15 protein-coding genes and 1 tRNA gene are annotated in these 16,839 nt (G+C 71.4%); 7 read left to right on the forward strand and 9 right to left on the reverse strand.

Annotated features, from left to right (window positions below):
- Positions 1-31 precede the first annotated feature (31 nt).
- The gene (locus AB0M27_RS10970; RefSeq protein ID WP_365720213.1) at positions 32-820 is read right to left on the reverse strand and encodes a DUF881 domain-containing protein; all 789 of its coding nucleotides are present in this window, start codon (positions 818-820) and stop codon (positions 32-34) included.
- Positions 821-973: 153 nt separating this feature from the next.
- Here AB0M27_RS10970 and crgA point away from each other — a divergent pair, with 153 nt between their 5' ends.
- Positions 974-1,228 (forward strand): cell division protein CrgA, encoded by a 255-nt coding sequence (gene crgA, locus AB0M27_RS10975; protein WP_365720215.1) that lies wholly within the window; start codon positions 974-976, stop codon positions 1,226-1,228.
- 234 nt (positions 1,229-1,462) lie between these two features.
- On the opposite strand, the gene AB0M27_RS10980 is transcribed toward crgA, so the two are convergent.
- Together AB0M27_RS10980 and AB0M27_RS10985 are read right to left on the reverse strand one after the other, a co-directional pair.
- Positions 1,463-2,356, reverse strand: a complete 894-nt coding sequence (locus tag AB0M27_RS10980) for a rhomboid family intramembrane serine protease (RefSeq protein ID WP_365720217.1) — start codon at positions 2,354-2,356, stop codon at positions 1,463-1,465.
- A 162-nt stretch (positions 2,357-2,518) separates the two neighbouring features.
- Complete coding sequence (locus tag AB0M27_RS10985) at positions 2,519-3,049, reverse strand: peptidylprolyl isomerase (protein WP_365720219.1); 531 nt, start codon at positions 3,047-3,049, stop codon at positions 2,519-2,521.
- A 282-nt stretch (positions 3,050-3,331) separates the two neighbouring features.
- Here AB0M27_RS10985 and AB0M27_RS10990 point away from each other — a divergent pair, with 282 nt between their 5' ends.
- Entirely contained in the window at positions 3,332-4,057 is a 726-nt protein-coding gene (locus AB0M27_RS10990; RefSeq protein WP_365720221.1) for a DUF5324 family protein, read from the forward strand.
- Between the two features lie 503 nt (positions 4,058-4,560).
- Here AB0M27_RS10990 and AB0M27_RS10995 read toward each other — a convergent pair.
- Positions 4,561-4,633: transfer RNA gene (locus tag AB0M27_RS10995), tRNA-Ala, on the reverse strand.
- Positions 4,634-4,818: 185 nt separating this feature from the next.
- Here AB0M27_RS10995 and AB0M27_RS11000 point away from each other — a divergent pair.
- Positions 4,819-5,367 carry a DNA-binding protein gene (locus AB0M27_RS11000; RefSeq protein WP_365720223.1) on the forward strand — a complete coding sequence of 183 codons (549 nt, stop codon included), beginning with the start codon at positions 4,819-4,821 and terminating at the stop codon, positions 5,365-5,367.
- 229 nt (positions 5,368-5,596) lie between these two features.
- Positions 5,597-7,231, forward strand: a complete 1,635-nt coding sequence (locus AB0M27_RS11005; protein ID WP_365720225.1) for a protein kinase — start codon at positions 5,597-5,599, stop codon at positions 7,229-7,231.
- Here AB0M27_RS11005 and AB0M27_RS11010 read toward each other — a convergent pair.
- Both AB0M27_RS11010 and AB0M27_RS11015 read right to left on the reverse strand, forming a co-directional pair.
- Entirely contained in the window at positions 7,195-8,589 is a 1,395-nt protein-coding gene (locus tag AB0M27_RS11010; RefSeq protein ID WP_365720227.1) for a hypothetical protein, read from the reverse strand. The genes AB0M27_RS11005 and AB0M27_RS11010 overlap by 37 nt on opposite strands.
- 258 nt (positions 8,590-8,847) lie before the next feature.
- Complete coding sequence (locus tag AB0M27_RS11015; protein ID WP_003999697.1) at positions 8,848-8,976, reverse strand: DLW-39 family protein; 129 nt, start codon at positions 8,974-8,976, stop codon at positions 8,848-8,850.
- Between the two features lie 349 nt (positions 8,977-9,325).
- Here AB0M27_RS11015 and AB0M27_RS11020 point away from each other — a divergent pair, with 349 nt between their 5' ends.
- Positions 9,326-9,673, forward strand: a complete 348-nt coding sequence (locus AB0M27_RS11020; protein ID WP_365720229.1) for a DUF6344 domain-containing protein — start codon at positions 9,326-9,328, stop codon at positions 9,671-9,673.
- A 171-nt stretch (positions 9,674-9,844) separates the two neighbouring features.
- The gene (locus tag AB0M27_RS11025; protein WP_365720231.1) at positions 9,845-10,642 is read left to right on the forward strand and encodes a glycosyltransferase family 2 protein; all 798 of its coding nucleotides are present in this window, start codon (positions 9,845-9,847) and stop codon (positions 10,640-10,642) included.
- Here AB0M27_RS11025 and AB0M27_RS11030 read toward each other — a convergent pair.
- The 3 genes from AB0M27_RS11030 to AB0M27_RS11040 form a co-directional block, all read right to left on the reverse strand.
- A complete protein-coding gene (locus AB0M27_RS11030) occupies positions 10,629-10,820 on the reverse strand; it encodes a ferredoxin (RefSeq protein ID WP_365720233.1) in 192 nt (63 codons plus the stop codon). The two genes, AB0M27_RS11025 and AB0M27_RS11030, sit on opposite strands and share 14 nt — an antisense overlap.
- 302 nt (positions 10,821-11,122) lie before the next feature.
- Positions 11,123-11,620: a hypothetical protein gene (locus tag AB0M27_RS11035; RefSeq protein WP_365720235.1), complete on the reverse strand. Its 498-nt coding sequence runs from the start codon at positions 11,618-11,620 to the stop codon at positions 11,123-11,125.
- A gap of 267 nt (positions 11,621-11,887) precedes the next feature.
- Positions 11,888-12,127 carry a hypothetical protein gene (locus AB0M27_RS11040; RefSeq protein ID WP_365720237.1) on the reverse strand — a complete coding sequence of 80 codons (240 nt, stop codon included), beginning with the start codon at positions 12,125-12,127 and terminating at the stop codon, positions 11,888-11,890.
- A 612-nt stretch (positions 12,128-12,739) separates the two neighbouring features.
- Here AB0M27_RS11040 and AB0M27_RS11045 point away from each other — a divergent pair.
- Positions 12,740-16,816: an AAA family ATPase gene (locus tag AB0M27_RS11045; RefSeq protein ID WP_365720239.1), complete on the forward strand. Its 4,077-nt coding sequence runs from the start codon at positions 12,740-12,742 to the stop codon at positions 16,814-16,816.
- The last annotated feature ends 23 nt before the right edge of the window (positions 16,817-16,839 follow it).

The raw sequence follows: 16,839 nt of genomic DNA on the forward strand, positions 1-16,839 counted from the left end.
TGGCGGACGGCCGACGAATGGCTACTGCCGGCTACTTCACGGGCTTCGCGTAGTGCAGATCCACTGTGCCCGAGTAACCGGGAAGAGTCACCGTCCCGTCGTCGGCGACTTTCCAGCCGAGGCCGTAGACGTTGACGTACACCATGTAGGTCTGGATCGCCTTGCTCGCCGCCAGCGCCTGCTGCAGCCTGTCCGGATCACCGATCGCCGTGATCTTGTACGGCGGCGAGTAGACCCGGCCCTGAAGGATCAGTGTGTTGCCGACGCAGCGCACCGCACTGGTGGAGATCAGCCGCTGGTCCATGACCTTGATGCCCTGGGCGCCGCCCTGCCACAGGGCGTTCACCACGGCCTGCAGATCCTGCTGGTGGATGACCAGGTAGTCGGGCTGCGGCTCGGGATAGCCGGGAAGCTTGGCCGTCGCGTTGGGCGGGGCGTCATTGAGGGTGACGGTGATGGCGTGACCAGTGAGCTTCTGCGTGCCGGCGCTCTTCTCCAGCCCGCTGAGCCTGCGGTCCTGCGCCTTGCTGCTGCCGGCGTCGCTCTCGGCGAGGGACTCCACCCTCCCACGCAGGGCCGCGTTGGACTCGTCCAGCCCCTTGTTCTTGCGGCTGCGCTGCTGGATCAGGTCGGACAGCTTCAGCAGGGAGCCGTCCTGACGGATGTCGGTGCCCTTGGCCGTGTTGAAGCTGGTGAAGAAGATCAGTCCCGCGAGCGCGAAGACGGCCGCCGTGAGAATCCGCGCGGGGCGGACACGCAGGCGGCGGCCAGGGCCGGAGCCCGTTGATTGCGTCCCGGGGGAGTCGGCAGAATTGCTCAACGTACCCTTATCTCCTTCGGCGCCACGGAAGCACTACGCTAACGGACGCCCCGGGGAGCACACAGAGCCGCCATATTGGCCCCTTGTACGCTGCCCCGAGCCCCGAACCGGTTACCTGCGCGGCCACGCAGCGCATCGACAGGAGAGACCCTCGTGCCGAAGTCACGTATCCGCAAGAAGGCCGACTACACGCCGCCGCCGGCGAAGCAGGCACAAGCGATCAAGCTGAACAGCCGCGGCTGGGTCGCGCCTGTCATGCTGGCCATGTTCATCATCGGTCTGGCCTGGATCGTCGTCTTCTACGTGACCGACGGCTCGCTGCCCATCGATGCGCTGGACAACTGGAACATCGTGGTCGGCTTCGGCTTCATCGCCGCCGGCTTCGGCGTCTCCACCCAGTGGAAGTAGCTCTACCCAGGGCTATCCACTGAGTTATCCACAGGGTTGTCCACATGGGGAAAAAGAACGACGATCTGTGGATAACCCATCGGGCGTTGACGCCGGTATGACTGGCCCACCCCCTCTCATACACCTGTTGGCCCCCTGTCTCACCTGCGGAAACACATCCGAGCGACAGGGGGCACAACTGTGCCCGCACACGGAGCACAAGATCCGCCACGCCCTGTGGACAACGGTTCGGCATCAGGTGAGCTGAGCGGTCCTGACCAGCGTGAGAACCACCACGACGGCGAGTACGACCGCACAGGCGCCGTACTGGACCAGCGTCCGCCTCCGGCGCGGGGCGTGGACCATCGCATAGCCGACGGCGACACCGGCGACGAGCCCGCCGATGTGGGCCTCCCAGGCGATGTGCATGGCCGGGGTGAAGGTGATGATCAGGTTGATCACCAGCAGGGCGACGAGCGGGCGCAGGTCGTAGTTGAGCCTGCGCATCAGCACGCCGGTTGCGCCGAAGAGGCCGAAGATCGCTCCGGAGGCGCCGAGGGACTGCTGGGTGGGGTCGGCGATCAGATAGGTGAGGGCGCTGCCCGCCAGGCCCGAGACGAAGTACAGCGCGAGGTAGCGGGCGCGGCCGAGGGCCGCTTCCAGGGGGCCGCCGATCCACCACAGGCTGAGCATGTTGAAGAGGATGTGGGCGTAGCCGCCGTGCAGGAACATCGAGGTCAGCAGGCGGTAGTACTGTCCCTCGGCGACGCCTTCGACGGGGCCGAACAGGGAGAACTGGGCCCGGCCGATCAGCTCGAACCGGTCGGTGAAGCTGCTGCCCAGGGCGAGCTGCGCCAGGAACACGGCGAGGTTGATGCCGATCAGCACCTTGGTGAGCAGCCGCGGGTCGGCCGTGACCGGGCCGCCGGCGACCGTGCGGGGCCGGGACGCCGCCGGTGCGGGTCCGGTGGCGCTGCCGCCGCGTACGCACTCGGGGCACTGGAAGCCGACCGAGGCGCTGACCATGCACTCGGGGCAGATGGGGCGCTCGCAGCGGGTGCAGCGCACACCGGTTTCGCGGTCCGGGTGCCGGTAGCACACGGGCACGCGGTGGGCGGCGTCCTGCGTGCTGCCTTCGGCGTGGTCCATCGGTTCCCCTTGTCGGTCGTCGTGGGACTGCCCCCGGCAATGCCCCGCCCCGCTCATCCTTGGTACGGACGAGCGGGGCGTTTTGTTCCCTGCGGGAGGTTCCGGTGTGTCGCCGTGGGACGTGCCGGCGTTTTCCAGCGGGGCGGTGCGGGAGCGGTGGGCTCAGCCCTCGCGCTTCTCGACGACGACCTCGTTGATCACGACGTCGTTGACCGGGCGGTCGTTACGGCCGGTGGGCACGCCGATGATGGCGTCGACGACCTTCTGGCTGGCCGGGTCGGTGACTTCGCCGAAGATGGTGTGCTTGCGGTTCAGCCACGTCGTGGGGGCGACGGTGATGAAGAACTGCGAGCCGTTGGTGCCGGGGCCGGCGTTGGCCATGGCCAGCAGGTACGGCTTGTTGAAGGACAGGTCCGGGTGGAACTCGTCCCCGAACTTGTACCCGGGGCCGCCGATGCCGCTGCCCAGCGGGTCGCCGCCCTGGATCATGAAGCCGCTGATGACACGGTGGAAGATCGTGCCGTTGTAGAGCGGCTTCTTGCTCTTCTCACCCGTGCCGGGGTGGGTCCACTCGCGCTCGCCCTGCGCCAGCTCGACGAAGTTCTTGACCGTTTCCGGCGCGTGGTTCGGGAAAAGCTGGATCACGATGTCGCCGTGGTTGGTCTTCAGGGTGGCGTAAAGCTGCTCAGCCACGATCTGCCTTCCGTTGTCTTCCTGTGACTCCCCGATCCTCGCACGGTCGGGCCCGTACGTCGCCCGGCAGCCACGAGTTCCGCCCGTAAGGCAGCGCTCGCCGGTGATTCGTGGCAGTGTCGACGGCAGGATCAGGTTGTCCGGGAATTACCGGAATGGCTCCGAAGGGAGCAATCGACACCCATATGCCCCGCCCTCGCATGCCGCGCGAACCGTTGGCAGGCATGATCCGTAAAAGGGTGGAAAGTCGAAATACCGTACGCCACCGAGGAGGAGGAACCCGTGACCCGCATCGACAGCGTGCGCGCCGCGACCGGCTCGGCGAAGGACAGCGTGCTGCACGCCGCGGAAGTGGTGGCGCCTTACGCCGACACGGCCAAGGAGCGTGCCGCGCTCTACGCGCAGGAGGCACGCGTACGGCTTGCCCCAGTGGTGTCGCAGGCAGCCGAACAAGCCCGCGTGCAGTACGGCGCCCGGCTCGCCCCGCGTCTGGAGCAGGCTCGTGCGCATGTGCCGCCGAAGGTGGACCTGGCGGCGCAGGAGGCCGCCGTCCGCGCCCGTAAGGCTGCCCGGCAGGCGGCCGAGTACTCGCGTCAGGCCGCCGAGTACTCGCGTCCGAGGATCGAGCAGGCCGTGGCCGCGACGGCTCCGGCTCGTGAGGAGGCCGCCGCGCGTGGCGCGGCCGCGCTGGCCGCACTGCGTGGCCAGGTCTCGGCGGAGGAGATCCAGAAGCTGGCCCGCCGGAACGCGCGTCGGTGCAGGGCCGGACGGGCCGTGAAGGCGCTGGCGCTGCTGACCCTGCTGGCCGGTGGTGCCGTCGCGGCCTGGAAGTGGTGGGACAAGCAGGCCAACCCCGACTGGCTGGTCGAACCGCCGGCCGCGACGGAGGTACCGGAGTCGGGCGGCCGGCTCAGCTCGGTGGACGGCAGTGGCACCTCGGCCCTGGACCCCGAGGTCCAGGCGAAGCAGGCCGAGGAGGACGCCGCGAACCAAGACGACGAGCAGTAGCCGGCCGGAAAGCACCGGAGGTCATCGGGTAGCACAGGACACGGATCACATACCGTCGGCCGTCAAACGGGCCGTGGGACAGGCGAGTTGATTCTTGCCGCCCTCGGCCCGTTTCACGTGAAACGGGCCGGGCCGTCCGCCGGGTCAGGCTCAATAGCCCAGGGGGCAACCGGACTTCATCCTGGGTGAACCTGGTCGGTCAGCCTGGTTGCCGGGCAGGAGAGGCCGCACTCACCCACCCCCACCTACGGCCAAGACCTCCACCCTCATCCGGGCAGGCCGTCCACACCGGGTCCGGCTGCTGTCCGGCTGAGGCGGTTTCCGGCTGGGTCGGCGTCCGGCTGGTCCGGCGTCCATCGCGGCCCCCGGCCCGAGCCCTCACTCGCCGAGCGACAGCCCCGCTTCCCGGGTGACCGCTCCACCACCTTGGGTACAGCTAGTGGCCTGCGCATGAAAAATGCCTCCCGAATCGACGTTTCCGCAGGTCGGGAGGCATTTCGGGGTGGAGCCTAGGGGAGTCGAACCCCTGACATCCGCCATGCAAAGACGGCGCTCTACCAACTGAGCTAAGGCCCCGGGAAGCAGCGGCCGACCGGAGGAATCGCGTTCCGGTGGTCGCCGCAGACCAGAGTACCGGGTCACCCCCGGTATCCCGCAAAAAGATTGGGGGGTCCCCGCGAATGACCACGCTCCGTAAGATGCTCGACGTGGTTCGCTACAGCGAACCGCGCGGTTTTTTGGGGAAGCGATGGGGAGACGCAATGGACGCCGCACAGCAGGAAGCCACCGCGAGAGCGCGGGAGCTGCAGCGGAACTGGTACGGGGAGCCGTTGGGGGCGCTCTTCCGTAAGCTCATCGACGATCTCGGGCTCAACCAGGCCCGTCTCGCTGCGGTCCTGGGGCTGTCCGCTCCGATGCTCTCGCAGCTGATGAGCGGCCAGCGCGCGAAGATCGGCAATCCTGCCGTGGTCCAGCGGGTGCAGCTGCTGCAGGACCTGGCGGCGCAGGTGGCGGACGGCAGTGTGAGCGCGGCCGAGGCGACCGAGCGCATGGACGAGATCAAGAAGTCGCAGGGGGGCTCCGTGCTCAACAACACCACCCAGACCACCAGCGGTTCGGGGGCGCCGACGGTCAAGCGGGTGGTCCGCGAGATCCAGTCGCTGCTGCGCTCGGTGGCCGCCGCGGGCGACATCATCGACGCCGCGGACAGCCTTGCGCCGACGCATCCCGAGCTGGCGGAGTTCCTCCGCGTCTACGGCGCCGGCCGCACCTCGGACGCCGTCGCGCACTACCAGTCCCACCAGAACTAGGACCCACGTCCCGGTCCACGGAGGGGGTCCGTGGGCCGGGCCGGGGCCGAGTCCGGTGAGGGGGCGACTGGGCGCGGGGTGTCGGTCCATGGGGGTGGACCGGTCCTCGGACGTGGAGCGGGGTCGTATCACTCATCACGGGGGAGACCAAGGGGGAACCGAGGGGGAGCGGGGAACCAAGGGGGCGGGGGGACCGGCGCGGGTTCCGGGGGAGGAGCGATGGGCTGCCATGGGTGAGGTGTTCGCCGGCCGGTACGAGCTGGCCGACCCGATCGGACGCGGGGGCGTGGGCGCCGTATGGCGTGCCTGGGACCACCGCCGGCGGCGCTATGTGGCCGCCAAGGTGCTCCAGCAGCGCGACGCCCACTCCCTGCTGCGCTTCGTGCGGGAGCAGGCTCTGCGCATCGACCACCCTCATGTCCTCGCCCCGGCCAGCTGGGCGGCCGACGACGACAAGGTGCTCTTCACCATGGACCTGGTCGCCGGTGGCTCCCTGGTCCACCTCGTCGGCGACTACGGGCCTCTGCCGCCGGCGTTCGTGTGCACCCTGCTCGACCAGCTCCTGTCCGGTCTCGCCGCCGTGCACGCCGAGGGCGTCATCCATCGGGACATCAAGCCCGCCAACGTCCTCCTGGAGGCGACCGGGACCGGTCGGCCGCGGCTGCGGCTGTCCGACTTCGGTATCGCCATGCGGCTCGGCGAGCCCCGCCTGACGGAGACCAACCTCGTGGTGGGCACGCCCGGTTACCTCGCCCCCGAGCAGATTCTCGGCGCCGAACCCGACTTTCCCGCCGACCTGTTCGCCGCGGGCCTGGTCGCGCTGTATCTGCTCGAAGGCGCCAAGCCTGACGCCAAGGCGCTCGTGCAGTACTTCGCGGAGAACGGGACGCCCGGGCCGCCCAAGGGCATCCCGGAACCGCTCTGGCAGGTCGTGGCCACCTTGCTCCAGCCCGACCCGGCCGCGCGTTTCCGTACCGCCACGGGCGCGCGCAAGGCGCTTGCCTCTGCGGCGGAACTCCTGCCGGAGCCCGAGCCCGACGACGAGCTGATCGAGATCTTCGACCAACTCGGCCCGCTTCCACCCGGGTTCGGCCCCGACGGCCCCGTCAAGAGGGCCTCTGGGATCGCCCTGGAACTTACCGAGGACACGGATACGAGTCCGGCGGCGGGCGACGGTGCCGGCGGCGGTCCCCGTGCCGGTGCCGACCCCAGTACTGGTACCGGTGCCGGTGGCAGCACGGATTCGGGTGCGGACGCGGGCACCGGCTCTCTCTCGGACACCGGCAGTTTCCGTCTGCCGCCGCCCCAGGAGCCCCAGGCCTCGGCCCGGGAACCCCAGGCGCCGGCCCAGGAGCCCCCCACCCACGAGCCGTACGCCCCGCAGGCACGCCAGCGCGCCGACGAGCAGAGCACGTACAGCCCGCCGCAGGTATCGCAGGCCGTAGCCCCATCCCCGTACCCCCCACACGTCCACCAGCTCCAGCCCCCCTCGCACCACTCGCACGCCTCCCGCCCAGCTCATCCCCCTCGGCTCCCCCTCCACGAGCCGTACACAGACCCCCAGGCCCACGGCCCCTACGCTCACCAAGGTCCTCGGACTCTGCAGGCCCCCTGGAGCGCCGCGCCGACCCCCTGGTCGATGGCGGGTCATCGCGTCGATGCCTCTACTGCTTCGTACACCGCTCAGGACGCCCAGGTTCCCTCTCCGGCTCAGCCGTTTTCGGGCGTGCCCGCGCAAGGGCGCGCAGCGCGCCGGGCCAGGCGGAATCGGCGGCCCGGCCCGCCGGCCAAGGTCGCGATCCCGATCCTGTTGCTGGCGCTGGCCTGCTACGCGGTGGGCTTCTGGGCGTTGACCCGCGTCTGAATCCGCTGAGTCCGCCGCGCCGTCACCGTCCAGCCGGCGAGCACCAGCAGCAGCGCCGTCCCCAGGCCGAACCCACCGATCGCGACCAGCCTCATCACGGAATCGTGCCCGCCTTCGGTGGTCCCGGTGAGCGCCGCCTCCCGATCCTGCTCCGAGACCGTGAACACCTCCCCCGGCACGGGTCGCCCGGCGTATTCCGGGCCGGCGTGCGCTCGTCCGGCCACCCGGACCCGCAGGGTCACCCCGAAGGGCCCCCGCCCGAAGGAGTCGGCCGTCTGCTCGCTGAGATGCAGCACCAGGTAGTAGTCGCCGGCGAAGCGGACGGAGGTCATCCCGGCGGGAACGGCGTAGCGGTTGGCGTACTCGACCGGCGGGAGCGGGGCGAGTACGGCTGGCTTCTGTGTTCCGGTGTAGCCGAGGGCGGCGTCCTCGACGTAGCCGCGGACGGGGTTGTAGAGGGAGAGGTTCAGGGCGCCGCCCACATAGCCGTGACCGGTGGCGCTGCCCAGTTCGGCGGAGGCGTGGAGCTGTCGGCCCCAGTCGAGCGGCACCTTGTAGAACCGTGTCTGGCCAGGCACGAGGGATGTCCGCCAGACTCCTTGGCCCAGGGGGCTCGCGGAGGCGAATCCGGTGCCGCCGAACCGGTCGCGGGGCTCACCGGTGAGCGGCTCGGGCGTGGCGGAGTCCCAGGTCTGCGGTGCGGAGGTGGTCTCGGCCCGGGCGGTACGCGGTTCCGTGGCGGGCGCGATCTCCAGGTCCCAGCGCTGCGTGGGGGCGGTCGTACCGGAGCCCTGGGCGTCGAGGCGTCGGACGACCACGTAGTACGTGCCCCTGCCCTGGCACACCGCCTTGCCGGTCTCCCGCTGGCCCAGCGCGGTGACCGGGCGCGGGCTGAGGCCGGCGCCGAAGCGGGCGCTGGCGAAGGAGCAGGGCGTGCCGGTGGCATCCTGGACCGACACGGTGATGCCGTCGGTGGCGGAGACGGTGGCGTTCGCCGGAGGGACGGCGGTGACGGGGACGTAGGCCGTGTCGGTGGACCCGAGCTCGAGCCGGTAGTAGAGCTTGCCGTTCCTCGGGAGGGAGCTGCGGTAGGTGCGGCCGGCGTCCAGCCGTGGTGCCGTCGCGGTGCCCGGCGCGCCCGCGACGGTCCGGGCGCCGGGCGTGAAGGCGTACGACTGCGGCGACCCGTTCTCGGCGGCGGTCGGGTTCCCGTACGCGGCCGCCGTACCGGCCGGCAGGACGAGCAGCGCGCACAGTCCCGGCATCAGGGCGGTCCGCAGGGCCGTCCGCAGGGCGCCGGAAACCGCCCGGCGGCCGTTGCGCCGCCACCACTCCGTACGCCGCCCTCGCTCCCGCACGTGCCGCCCTCCCCAGTCGTACCGGACCGCGCTCCATCCTGCCCGCTACGCCCTTGCACCATCCGGACAACGCGTACAGCCGTCCGAAACGCCCGGGCAAGGCCCGCAAGGCCCTGTAGGGCCCGGCCGCCCGGTGGGGCACGGATCGGCGTCTACAGCACCCCGCGAGCCCCCGCAACACACAGGCGGGACCGCGGGCAGCACAAAGCCCCGACCGCGAAGGCGGTCGGGGCCTGTTTCAGATTCTGGTATCGGCACTCACGAACCCGTGGGCACGGAGTCAGTCGCCTCCGTCCACAGGTCCTGCTCGGCGCGATCCGCCTGGATCTGGCGGTACACGAGGAGCCCGCCGATGGCGGCCAGTGCGACCAGGAGCAGCTTCTTCACCGCGCGACCTCGTCTTTCCTTGACGTAGGGGACCTCTGGCGCCCGACTATACACACCGACCGATATCGATCGGTGACCTGCGTCGGGCCCCAACTCCCGCCTCGGACAGCGCATTAGGCCAGGTCCGGCGCCATTCCGATCGGAGGGTGATCACACCTCCACGGACGGTTACTTTGCTCCCCCTTCGCTCGCGCTCGTCAGCATTTGGGAGCTTTCCGCTGCTCTTGCGGCCATCCGAGTGGTGTTGATCTGAACATCGACGCGCCACGGGCGTCGGTCCACCACTTCGCGGCCCCGATACACATCATGAGGAAAGTACGCAAATCGCCCAACCCGAAAGTGAGGGGCCATGACCAAGAACAAGGTCATGCAGCTGTGGACCGCCATCGTCACCGCCTTCCTCGCGCTGTGCACGGCGCTCGGACTCGTCACCACCACGACCGCCACGACCGCGGCGGCCGCGACCCGGCCCGAGAGCCCCAGCACCGGCACCGCGCACAGGACCATCCCGACGATCCCGGCGCCACGCCACTGGTCCTGGTCCCATACCAGGGCCCTGCCCCCCACGATGAAGCAGCGGATCCGGGCCGAAGCCCACGGGAAGTCTCCCCGCTGCCGGCAGCGTCCCCTCCTCGACACCCAGGCGGAGACCGCGACCACCCCCGCAGAGCACTCGGCGTCCACGCTCGACTGCTGATCTCCAGCCGCCACGTAGTACCGCAACGTCTCGACACCACGGCGACTTGCGTACGCATCAGTCGACACGAAATGACCCCCGGCCGGGTTCGGCCGGGGGTCTTGCACTGTTGTTGGGTGGATGACCTGGGAGGATGATCGACAACACCCCGGAAAGGTGGTGAGTGCTGCCGTGACCCGGCGCGTCACCGTTGTCACCGCTGTCCACGGCCCGTCCGCGCGTTTCCTGCCGGACGCCCACGCGTCCCTGTGCGAGCAGCGGCTTCCCGGTGGCTGGGAGTGGGAGTGGGTGATCCAACAGGACGGTACGACGGACGAGGTCCGCCCGTACGTCCCGGACGACACGCGTGTGAGCTTCGGCCAGAGCCGGCCGGGCGGGCCCGGAGTCGCCCGCACGATCGCGCTGGCGCGCGCCGATGGCGCGTACGTGAAGGTGCTGGACGCCGACGACCGGCTCACGCCGGGTGCGCTGGCCCGCGATGTGGCGGTACTGGAGGCGCACCACAGCGTCGGCTGGACGGCGTCCCGGGCCCTGGACCTGCTGCCGGACGGCTCGACGGTGGGTTTTCCGGGCGATCCGGGCGAGGGCCCGCTCGAACGCGGTGCCATGCTCGATCACTGGAAGCGGAACGACTTCCGCGCATCGGTCCATCCGGCGACCCTGTGCGTTCGGCGTGAGCTGCTCATCGCGCTCGGCGGCTGGATGGCCCTGCCGGCGTCCGAGGACACGGGCCTGCTGCTGGCGCTGGACGCGGTGAGCCGCGGCTGGTTCTCGGCGGATGTCGGCCTGCTGTACCGAAAGTGGGAGGGTCAGGTCACCGGCCAGGCGTCCCACGTCGATCCCGTCGAGCGCACGGCCCGGATGGCGGTCGTCGAGGCCCGGGCCCGCGCACTGGCCGACTTCGAGTGGTCCTACCCGGCCGGGACGGCCGCCACGTCGTCGACGGCTCGCCGGGTCACTGCTCCGTGAGCCCGATCGCCTGCGAGGGGCACTTCTCGGCCGCCTCCTGGACCTGCGGGTCGTCCGCGGACTCCTCCCGGCCGGGCCGTACGACGCCGTAACCGTCCTCGAACACGAACACGGCCGGCGCCCGGTGCGCGCACTCGGCAGAGCCGTAGCACAGGGAGCGGTCGACGGAGACCTTCATGCGTCCTCCAGCCCTAGACGGTGGCTTCGTGGACGTCACTGCCCGGCGAACCGCCCGCTGAACCGGCCCAGTTCGCGCTGCCGCCTGCCGAACCGGCCCCGCTCGCGCTAGCGCCCGCCGAACCGGGCCGGTACGCGCTACCGGCAGCCGGACCGGGCCCGTTCCCGCTGCCACCCGCCCGCACGCTCGCTGAAACAGTCCTGTTCGCGCTGCCGGCGGCGGAATCGGACCTGTTCCGCAACCGCCCGCCGGACCGGACCCGTCCCGGCCACCGCCCGCTCGCCGGACCTGCCCTGCGCACGCTACCGTTCCGCGCCCGACCGCTCCGCGCCCGCCACCGAGAGCCAGTGGGCCACCCGGCGGACCGTGGGTTCGTCGAGCAGGTCGGCCATCGTCTGCACCGCCTCGCCGTCCTCGGCGCTCAGGTCGTACAGGCCCGCCTTGCTCAGGCCGGCCATGAGCACCTGGTGCCGCCGGTCCGTCATGCGTTCCGTGAGCTTGGCCGGTGTACCGGCGCCGGGCGCGGGCGGGTCGGCCGAGGTGACCGGGGCGGGAGCGGACGCCTTGCCGGACGGGGTGTCGAAGAGGTGCCAGGCACCGTCCTCGGGCCCCCACAGCGCGACCGTCACCTCCTCGCCGCGCGCCCGCACGGTCTGGGTCATGTCCCCGACGGCGTACAGCACGGGAGCCCGGTCGGGAGACTCGGCACCCACCGTCCAGGAGTCCTGGGAAGGCTGGTGGAACATCGCGACCCAGCGCGGAGCACCGGGCGGTCGCGGGCACGGAGGACGCTTGTGCATGACACTCACCCCTTCGGGAACAGCCGCCGGCACGCACGGTATCTGGCAGACCGTCAGATATCCAGGGCGTGGGGCCTGCCCGGGCCACACCCGCGCTTCTGGCATCTTCACGGTCGACGTGGCACCCTGCCCGTCCCCAGGACCAGGGTGCGGTGTCGTCCCGGACGAGGGAGGCCGAGGATGAGCGGACCGGAAGAAGCGGCGGCGGAGCGGTCACGGAGGAGGCCGAGGCGCTGCGCAGGCTCCACGGACCCGTGCGCACAGCGCCTACGACCGCGCGGTCGCCGCGTGCCGGTACGCCGGTGTCGGCCAGCACGCGGCCGAGGTCGTCCCGAGGGACCCCGTCGGCCGGGCGGCCAACGCGCTGCGGCTGTCGGCCAAGTCGCTCGCCGCGCTCACCGTGTCCGCCCCCGACCCGGCCGCGGACGCCCGCTGCGCGCGCAACGCCGCACTGGCCGCCCAGGTGCCCGCGACACGGGACGGCGCGGACACTTCACCCTCTGCCACGACCTCAGCCAAGTCGTCCACCACCGCCTCCGCCGCGGCCCTGCGCCCGGCACTGGGGGCGTCCCCGGCCGCCGCACTCGCGGCCGGTGGTAGCGCGGGGGCAGGACGCGTCCCTGAACGCCGCCGCCGGGGAGGCCGAACGCCACGCCATTGCCACGGCCCGCGCGGCTGGATAGCTCGAGGTGAACACCACGGCCGACTGAAACAGGGGCAGAAGTAGAAACAGAGGCAGAAGCAGCAGATGCGGCAGTCGTCCGAGATCCCCCGGTGTTTCACGTGAAACACCCACCCGTCCGGCGCCGGTCCCTCCCCTCGTGGGGACCGGTGCCGGACGGTGCGGGGCGTCGACCGGTGCCGCGTCGGCTCGGTACCGGTCGAAGTAAAGAAGTTGGCCGAGATCGTTCGGCGCCAAGGGCTGTCCGTCCGAGCTCGGCGCCGTGGCCTGTTCAGACGGTGTGTGACGGGTCCGCTACCGGGTCCGGATCCTGCCATCTGTTGCCCACGCCGAGGAGACCACGGCCTCCGGTCCGATGCTTATCCGCAGGTCAGGCGTATAGGGTGGGTTTTCCGGTCCGGACGTCCAGATACGGGGGGAAGTAAAGGGGTGGGACCTTGAGTTCCGACTCAGGGGCACGCACAGCTTTCGCCGAGCGCCTCGCGCTGCTGTACAAGGAGGCTGGAAACCCTCCCCTCAAGAGCGTCGCCGAGGCGGTCGTACGGCTGCAGCGGGTCGATGAGCGCGGGCGGCCCGTACGGGTGTCGGCTCAGCGGATCAGCGACTGGCGCCGGGCCAAGAACGTGCCGGCCCAGTTCACCGCCCTCGCGGCGGTGTTGCACATCCTGATTCCGGAGGCGCGGCGGCTGCGGCCCGCGCCGGTGTCCACGGGCCTGTACGACCTCGCGCACTGGCAGCGGCTGTGGGAGCGCGCGCTGGCCGACCCGGTGGGCGACCGGCCCGCGCCGACGCCCGAGGAGATCCGGCAGCCTCCCGCTCAGGCCCCGCCCGTCACCGGAGGCGTCTGCCCCTACCGGGGGCTCGCCCCCTACCGGCAGGAGGACGCCCGGTGGTTCTTCGGCCGGGACCGGAGCACGGGCACGCTCATAGCCCAGCTCCGCGCCGCCGAGTGGACCGGCGGTCTGGTGATGCTGGTGGGCGCCTCGGGAGCGGGGAAGTCCTCCCTGCTGAACGCCGGCCTGGTCCCCGCCGTACGCGGAGGCGCGCTGCGCGACGGACGCGGCACCGGCACACCGCACACAGGCGCCGCATCACCCCAGGCTCCGCGGGACACCCCCGCCGACTGCGTCCTGCACCTCGTTCCCGGCGCCGACCCCCTCGGTGAGCTGGTCCGCCGTATCCCTGATCTCGGCACGGTCGCCGCCGCCGCGCGCCGGGCCGAACAGGAGGCCACGCAGAATCCGGTGGTTCCCGGCTCCCCACGAGTGGCAAAGGCGGCCCGCGAGGCCGTGTCGGAGTGGGCCCGCCGCGAGACGTCCGGCAAGTGCCGCGCGGTCGTCGTCGTGGACCAGTTCGAGGAAGCGTTCACCCTCTGCTCCGACGAGACGGACCGGCGTACGTTCATCCAGCTCCTGCACGCCGCCTGCACTCCGCCCGCCGACTCGGGCGAGCCGGCACCGGTGGTCGTCGTCCTCGGCATACGCGCCGACTTCTACGAGCAGTGCCTCGGCTACCCGGAACTGGCCGACGCGCTCCAGCACCGGCACATGGTGCTCGGCCCGCTGACCAGCACCGAGCTGCGCGAAGCGGTGACCGGTCCGGCCAAGGCGGTGGGTCTGGAGCTGGAACCGGGGCTCGCCGAGCTGATCGTCCGCGAGGTCAGCGCCGACGGACCGCGCGGTGCGCACGACGCGGGCGTGCTCCCGCTGCTCTCGCACGCCCTGCTCGCCACCTGGCAGCGCCGCAAGGCCGGACGGCTGACGCTGGCCGGCTATCGCGCGGCGGGCGGGATCCAGGGGGCGGTCGCGGCGACCGCCGAGCGCGCCTGGTCGGGGCTGGACCCCGCGGCCCGTACGGCAGCCCGGCTGCTCCTGCTGCGGCTGGTCCGGCTGGGCGAGGACACTCAGGCCACGCGGCGGCGGGGCACCCGGCGACAGCTGGCGGAGGAGTCGGCGGACCCCGGCAAGACGGAGGAGTCCCTGGAGGCCCTCGTACGGGCCCGGCTGGTGACGCTGGACGCGGACACCGTGGAGATCACACACGAGGCACTGCTGCACGCCTGGCCCCGGCTGCGGCACTGGATCGACGACGACCGCAACGACCATCTGCTGCGCCAGCGGCTGGAGGAGGACGGCCGGGCCTGGGAGGACTCGGGCCGGGACAGCTCGCTGCTCTACCGGGGCTCCCGGCTGGAGCAGGCGCGCAGCTGGGCGCGATCGGCCGGGGACACATATCTGACCCGCAGCGCGGTGGAATTCCTGGCCGCGGCCGTCCGGCTGCGCAAGCGCACGGTGTGGATCAGCCGCGCCGCGGTGGCGGCGCTGGTGGTGCTGGCCCTGGTCGCGGGCGGGTCGTCGGTGATCGCCCGGCAGCAGCGGGACGACGCCGTCTTCGAGCAGGTGCTCGCCGAAGCCGACCGGGTCCAGCGCACGGATCCGTCCCTGGCCGCCCAGCTCGACCTGGTCGCCCACCATCTGCGCCCGGGCGACGAGGGAACGTACAGCAGGCTGATCTCGATCGTGAACGAGCCGCTGGCCACCCCCCTGTCCGGCCACACCGGTGCCGTCTACCTCACCTCCTTCAGCCCCGACGGCGAGACGCTGGCCACGGCCAGCTACGACCGGACCGTCCGGCTGTGGAACGTGGCCGACCCACGCCATCCCAAGCCGCTCGGCAGGCCGCTGACCGGCCACACCAGCTGGGTGAGCAGCGCCGTCTTCAGCCCGGACGGGCGCACCCTCGCCAGCGCCGGCGACGACGGGACGATCCGGCTGTGGAACGTGGCCGACCCCGCCCACCCGAAGCCGCTCGGCAAGCCGCTCACCGGCCACCGGGGCACGATCTACCTGGTCGCCTTCAGCCCTGACGGCCGCACCCTGGCGAGTGCCGGCGAGGACCGCACGGTACGGCTGTGGAACGTGGCCGACCCGCGGCGGCCGAGCGAGCTCGGCGCCCTGCGCGGGCACAGCGCCGCGGTGCGCAGCGTGGCGTTCAGCCCCGACGGGCACACCCTAGCGGCGGGCGGTGACGACGACGCGATCCTGCTGTGGAACACGGCCGACCCGCGCCGCCCCAAGCCGTACCCCACCACGCTGAAGGGCCACACGGACCTCGTGCACTCGGTGGCGTTCAGCCCCGACGGCCGCACCCTCGCCTCCGGCAGCGCGGACGACACGATCCGCCTCTGGAACGTCAGCGACCCCGCCCACCCGGCCGCGCTCGGCTCGCCGCTGGCCGGGCACACCGGCCCGATCTGGTCGGTGGCCTTCAGCCCGGACGGCAACCGGCTCGCCGCCGCGAGCGCGGACAGCACCGCCAGCCTGTGGAACGTGACCGATCCGTCGTCCCCGTCGCAGGTCGGGGAGCCGCTCGCGGGCAGCAGCGGGGAGATGTACGCCCTGGGGTTCAGCCCCGACGGGCGGACCCTGGCCACCGGCAGCGGCGACAGCAAGGTGCGTCTGTGGTCACTGTCGACCTCGGACATCATTGGCCGCACCGGCGCGTTCCGGCCGGACGGACGGGTGCTGGTCACGGCGGCCCGGGACGGCAGGCTGCGGCTGTGGAACGTGACGCGGCCCGAGCGGACCGTGCCGCTGGGGAATGCGTTCATGCAGGCGGACGGCGGCCATCGCGCCCCGCTGTTCTCCCCCGACGGCCGCACCCTCGCCGTCCTGACCAACAACCAGGCCGTGTATCTGTGGAACGTCGGCGATCCGTCCCATCCGGTCGCCGCCGGCCCGCCCCTCCGCTTGCGGACGCGCTTCGCGGGGCCGGGCACGCTCACATTCAGCCCGGACGGCCACACCCTGGCCACCGCCTACGACGACAACACGATTCAGCTGTGGAACGTCGCCGACCCCGCGCACCCGGTGGCGCTCGGCAGACCGCTGACGGGCCACCGGGGCTACGTCAACGCGCTCGCGTTCAGCCCCGACGGCCGCACCCTCGCCTCCGGCAGCGCGGACAGCACGATCCGCCTGTGGAACGTCACCGACCCGGCCCGACCGACCGGGCTCGGCCGGCTCACGAAGCACTCCGGCCCGGTCAACGCGATCGCCTTCAGCCCGGACGGCCAGGTTCTGGCCAGCGGCAGCGACGACGACACGGTCCGGCTGTGGAATGTCGGCCACCCCGCCTCGGCGACCGCGCTGGGCGCGCCGCTCACCGGCCACACCGAGGCGGTCAAGTTGCTGACGTTCAGCCCGGACGGGCACGTTCTGGCCAGCGGCGGCAACGACAACACGGTCCGGCTCTGGAACGTCGGCGACCCCGCCTCGGCGACCCCCATCGGCCAGTCGATGAGCCCCAACGCCAAGTCGGGCACGTTCCTTTCCTTCAGCTCCAGGAGCCGCGTCCTCGGGGTCTCCAGCGGCACGGACACGGTCCGCCTGTGGAGCCTCGACTCCGACGCGGCGATCGACCACATCTGCTCGGTCACCCGGGGCGTACTGACCCCGCAGAAGTGGCACGAGTACCTGCCCCGTCTCTCCTACGACCCTCCGTGCGACCACTGATCGGCCAACCTGACTTATTCCCT

Source organism: Streptomyces sp. NPDC052107, from assembly GCF_040680215.1.
Classification (GTDB): domain Bacteria; phylum Actinomycetota; class Actinomycetes; order Streptomycetales; family Streptomycetaceae; genus Streptomyces.

Bases quoted from the DNA above. Each gene is read 5' to 3' on its own strand.
- AB0M27_RS11035 (WP_365720235.1), bottom strand. From the start codon at position 11,620: ATGCACAAGCGTCCTCCGTGCCCGCGACCGCCCGGTGCTCCGCGCTGG.
- AB0M27_RS11030 (WP_365720233.1), bottom strand. From the start codon at position 10,820: ATGAAGGTCTCCGTCGACCGCTCCCTGTGCTACGGCTCTGCCGAGTGC.
- AB0M27_RS11020 (WP_365720229.1), top strand. From the start codon at position 9,326: ATGACCAAGAACAAGGTCATGCAGCTGTGGACCGCCATCGTCACCGCC.
- AB0M27_RS11005 (WP_365720225.1), top strand. From the start codon at position 5,597: ATGGGTGAGGTGTTCGCCGGCCGGTACGAGCTGGCCGACCCGATCGGA.
- AB0M27_RS11000 (WP_365720223.1), top strand. From the start codon at position 4,819: ATGGACGCCGCACAGCAGGAAGCCACCGCGAGAGCGCGGGAGCTGCAG.
- AB0M27_RS10980 (WP_365720217.1), bottom strand. From the start codon at position 2,356: ATGGACCACGCCGAAGGCAGCACGCAGGACGCCGCCCACCGCGTGCCC.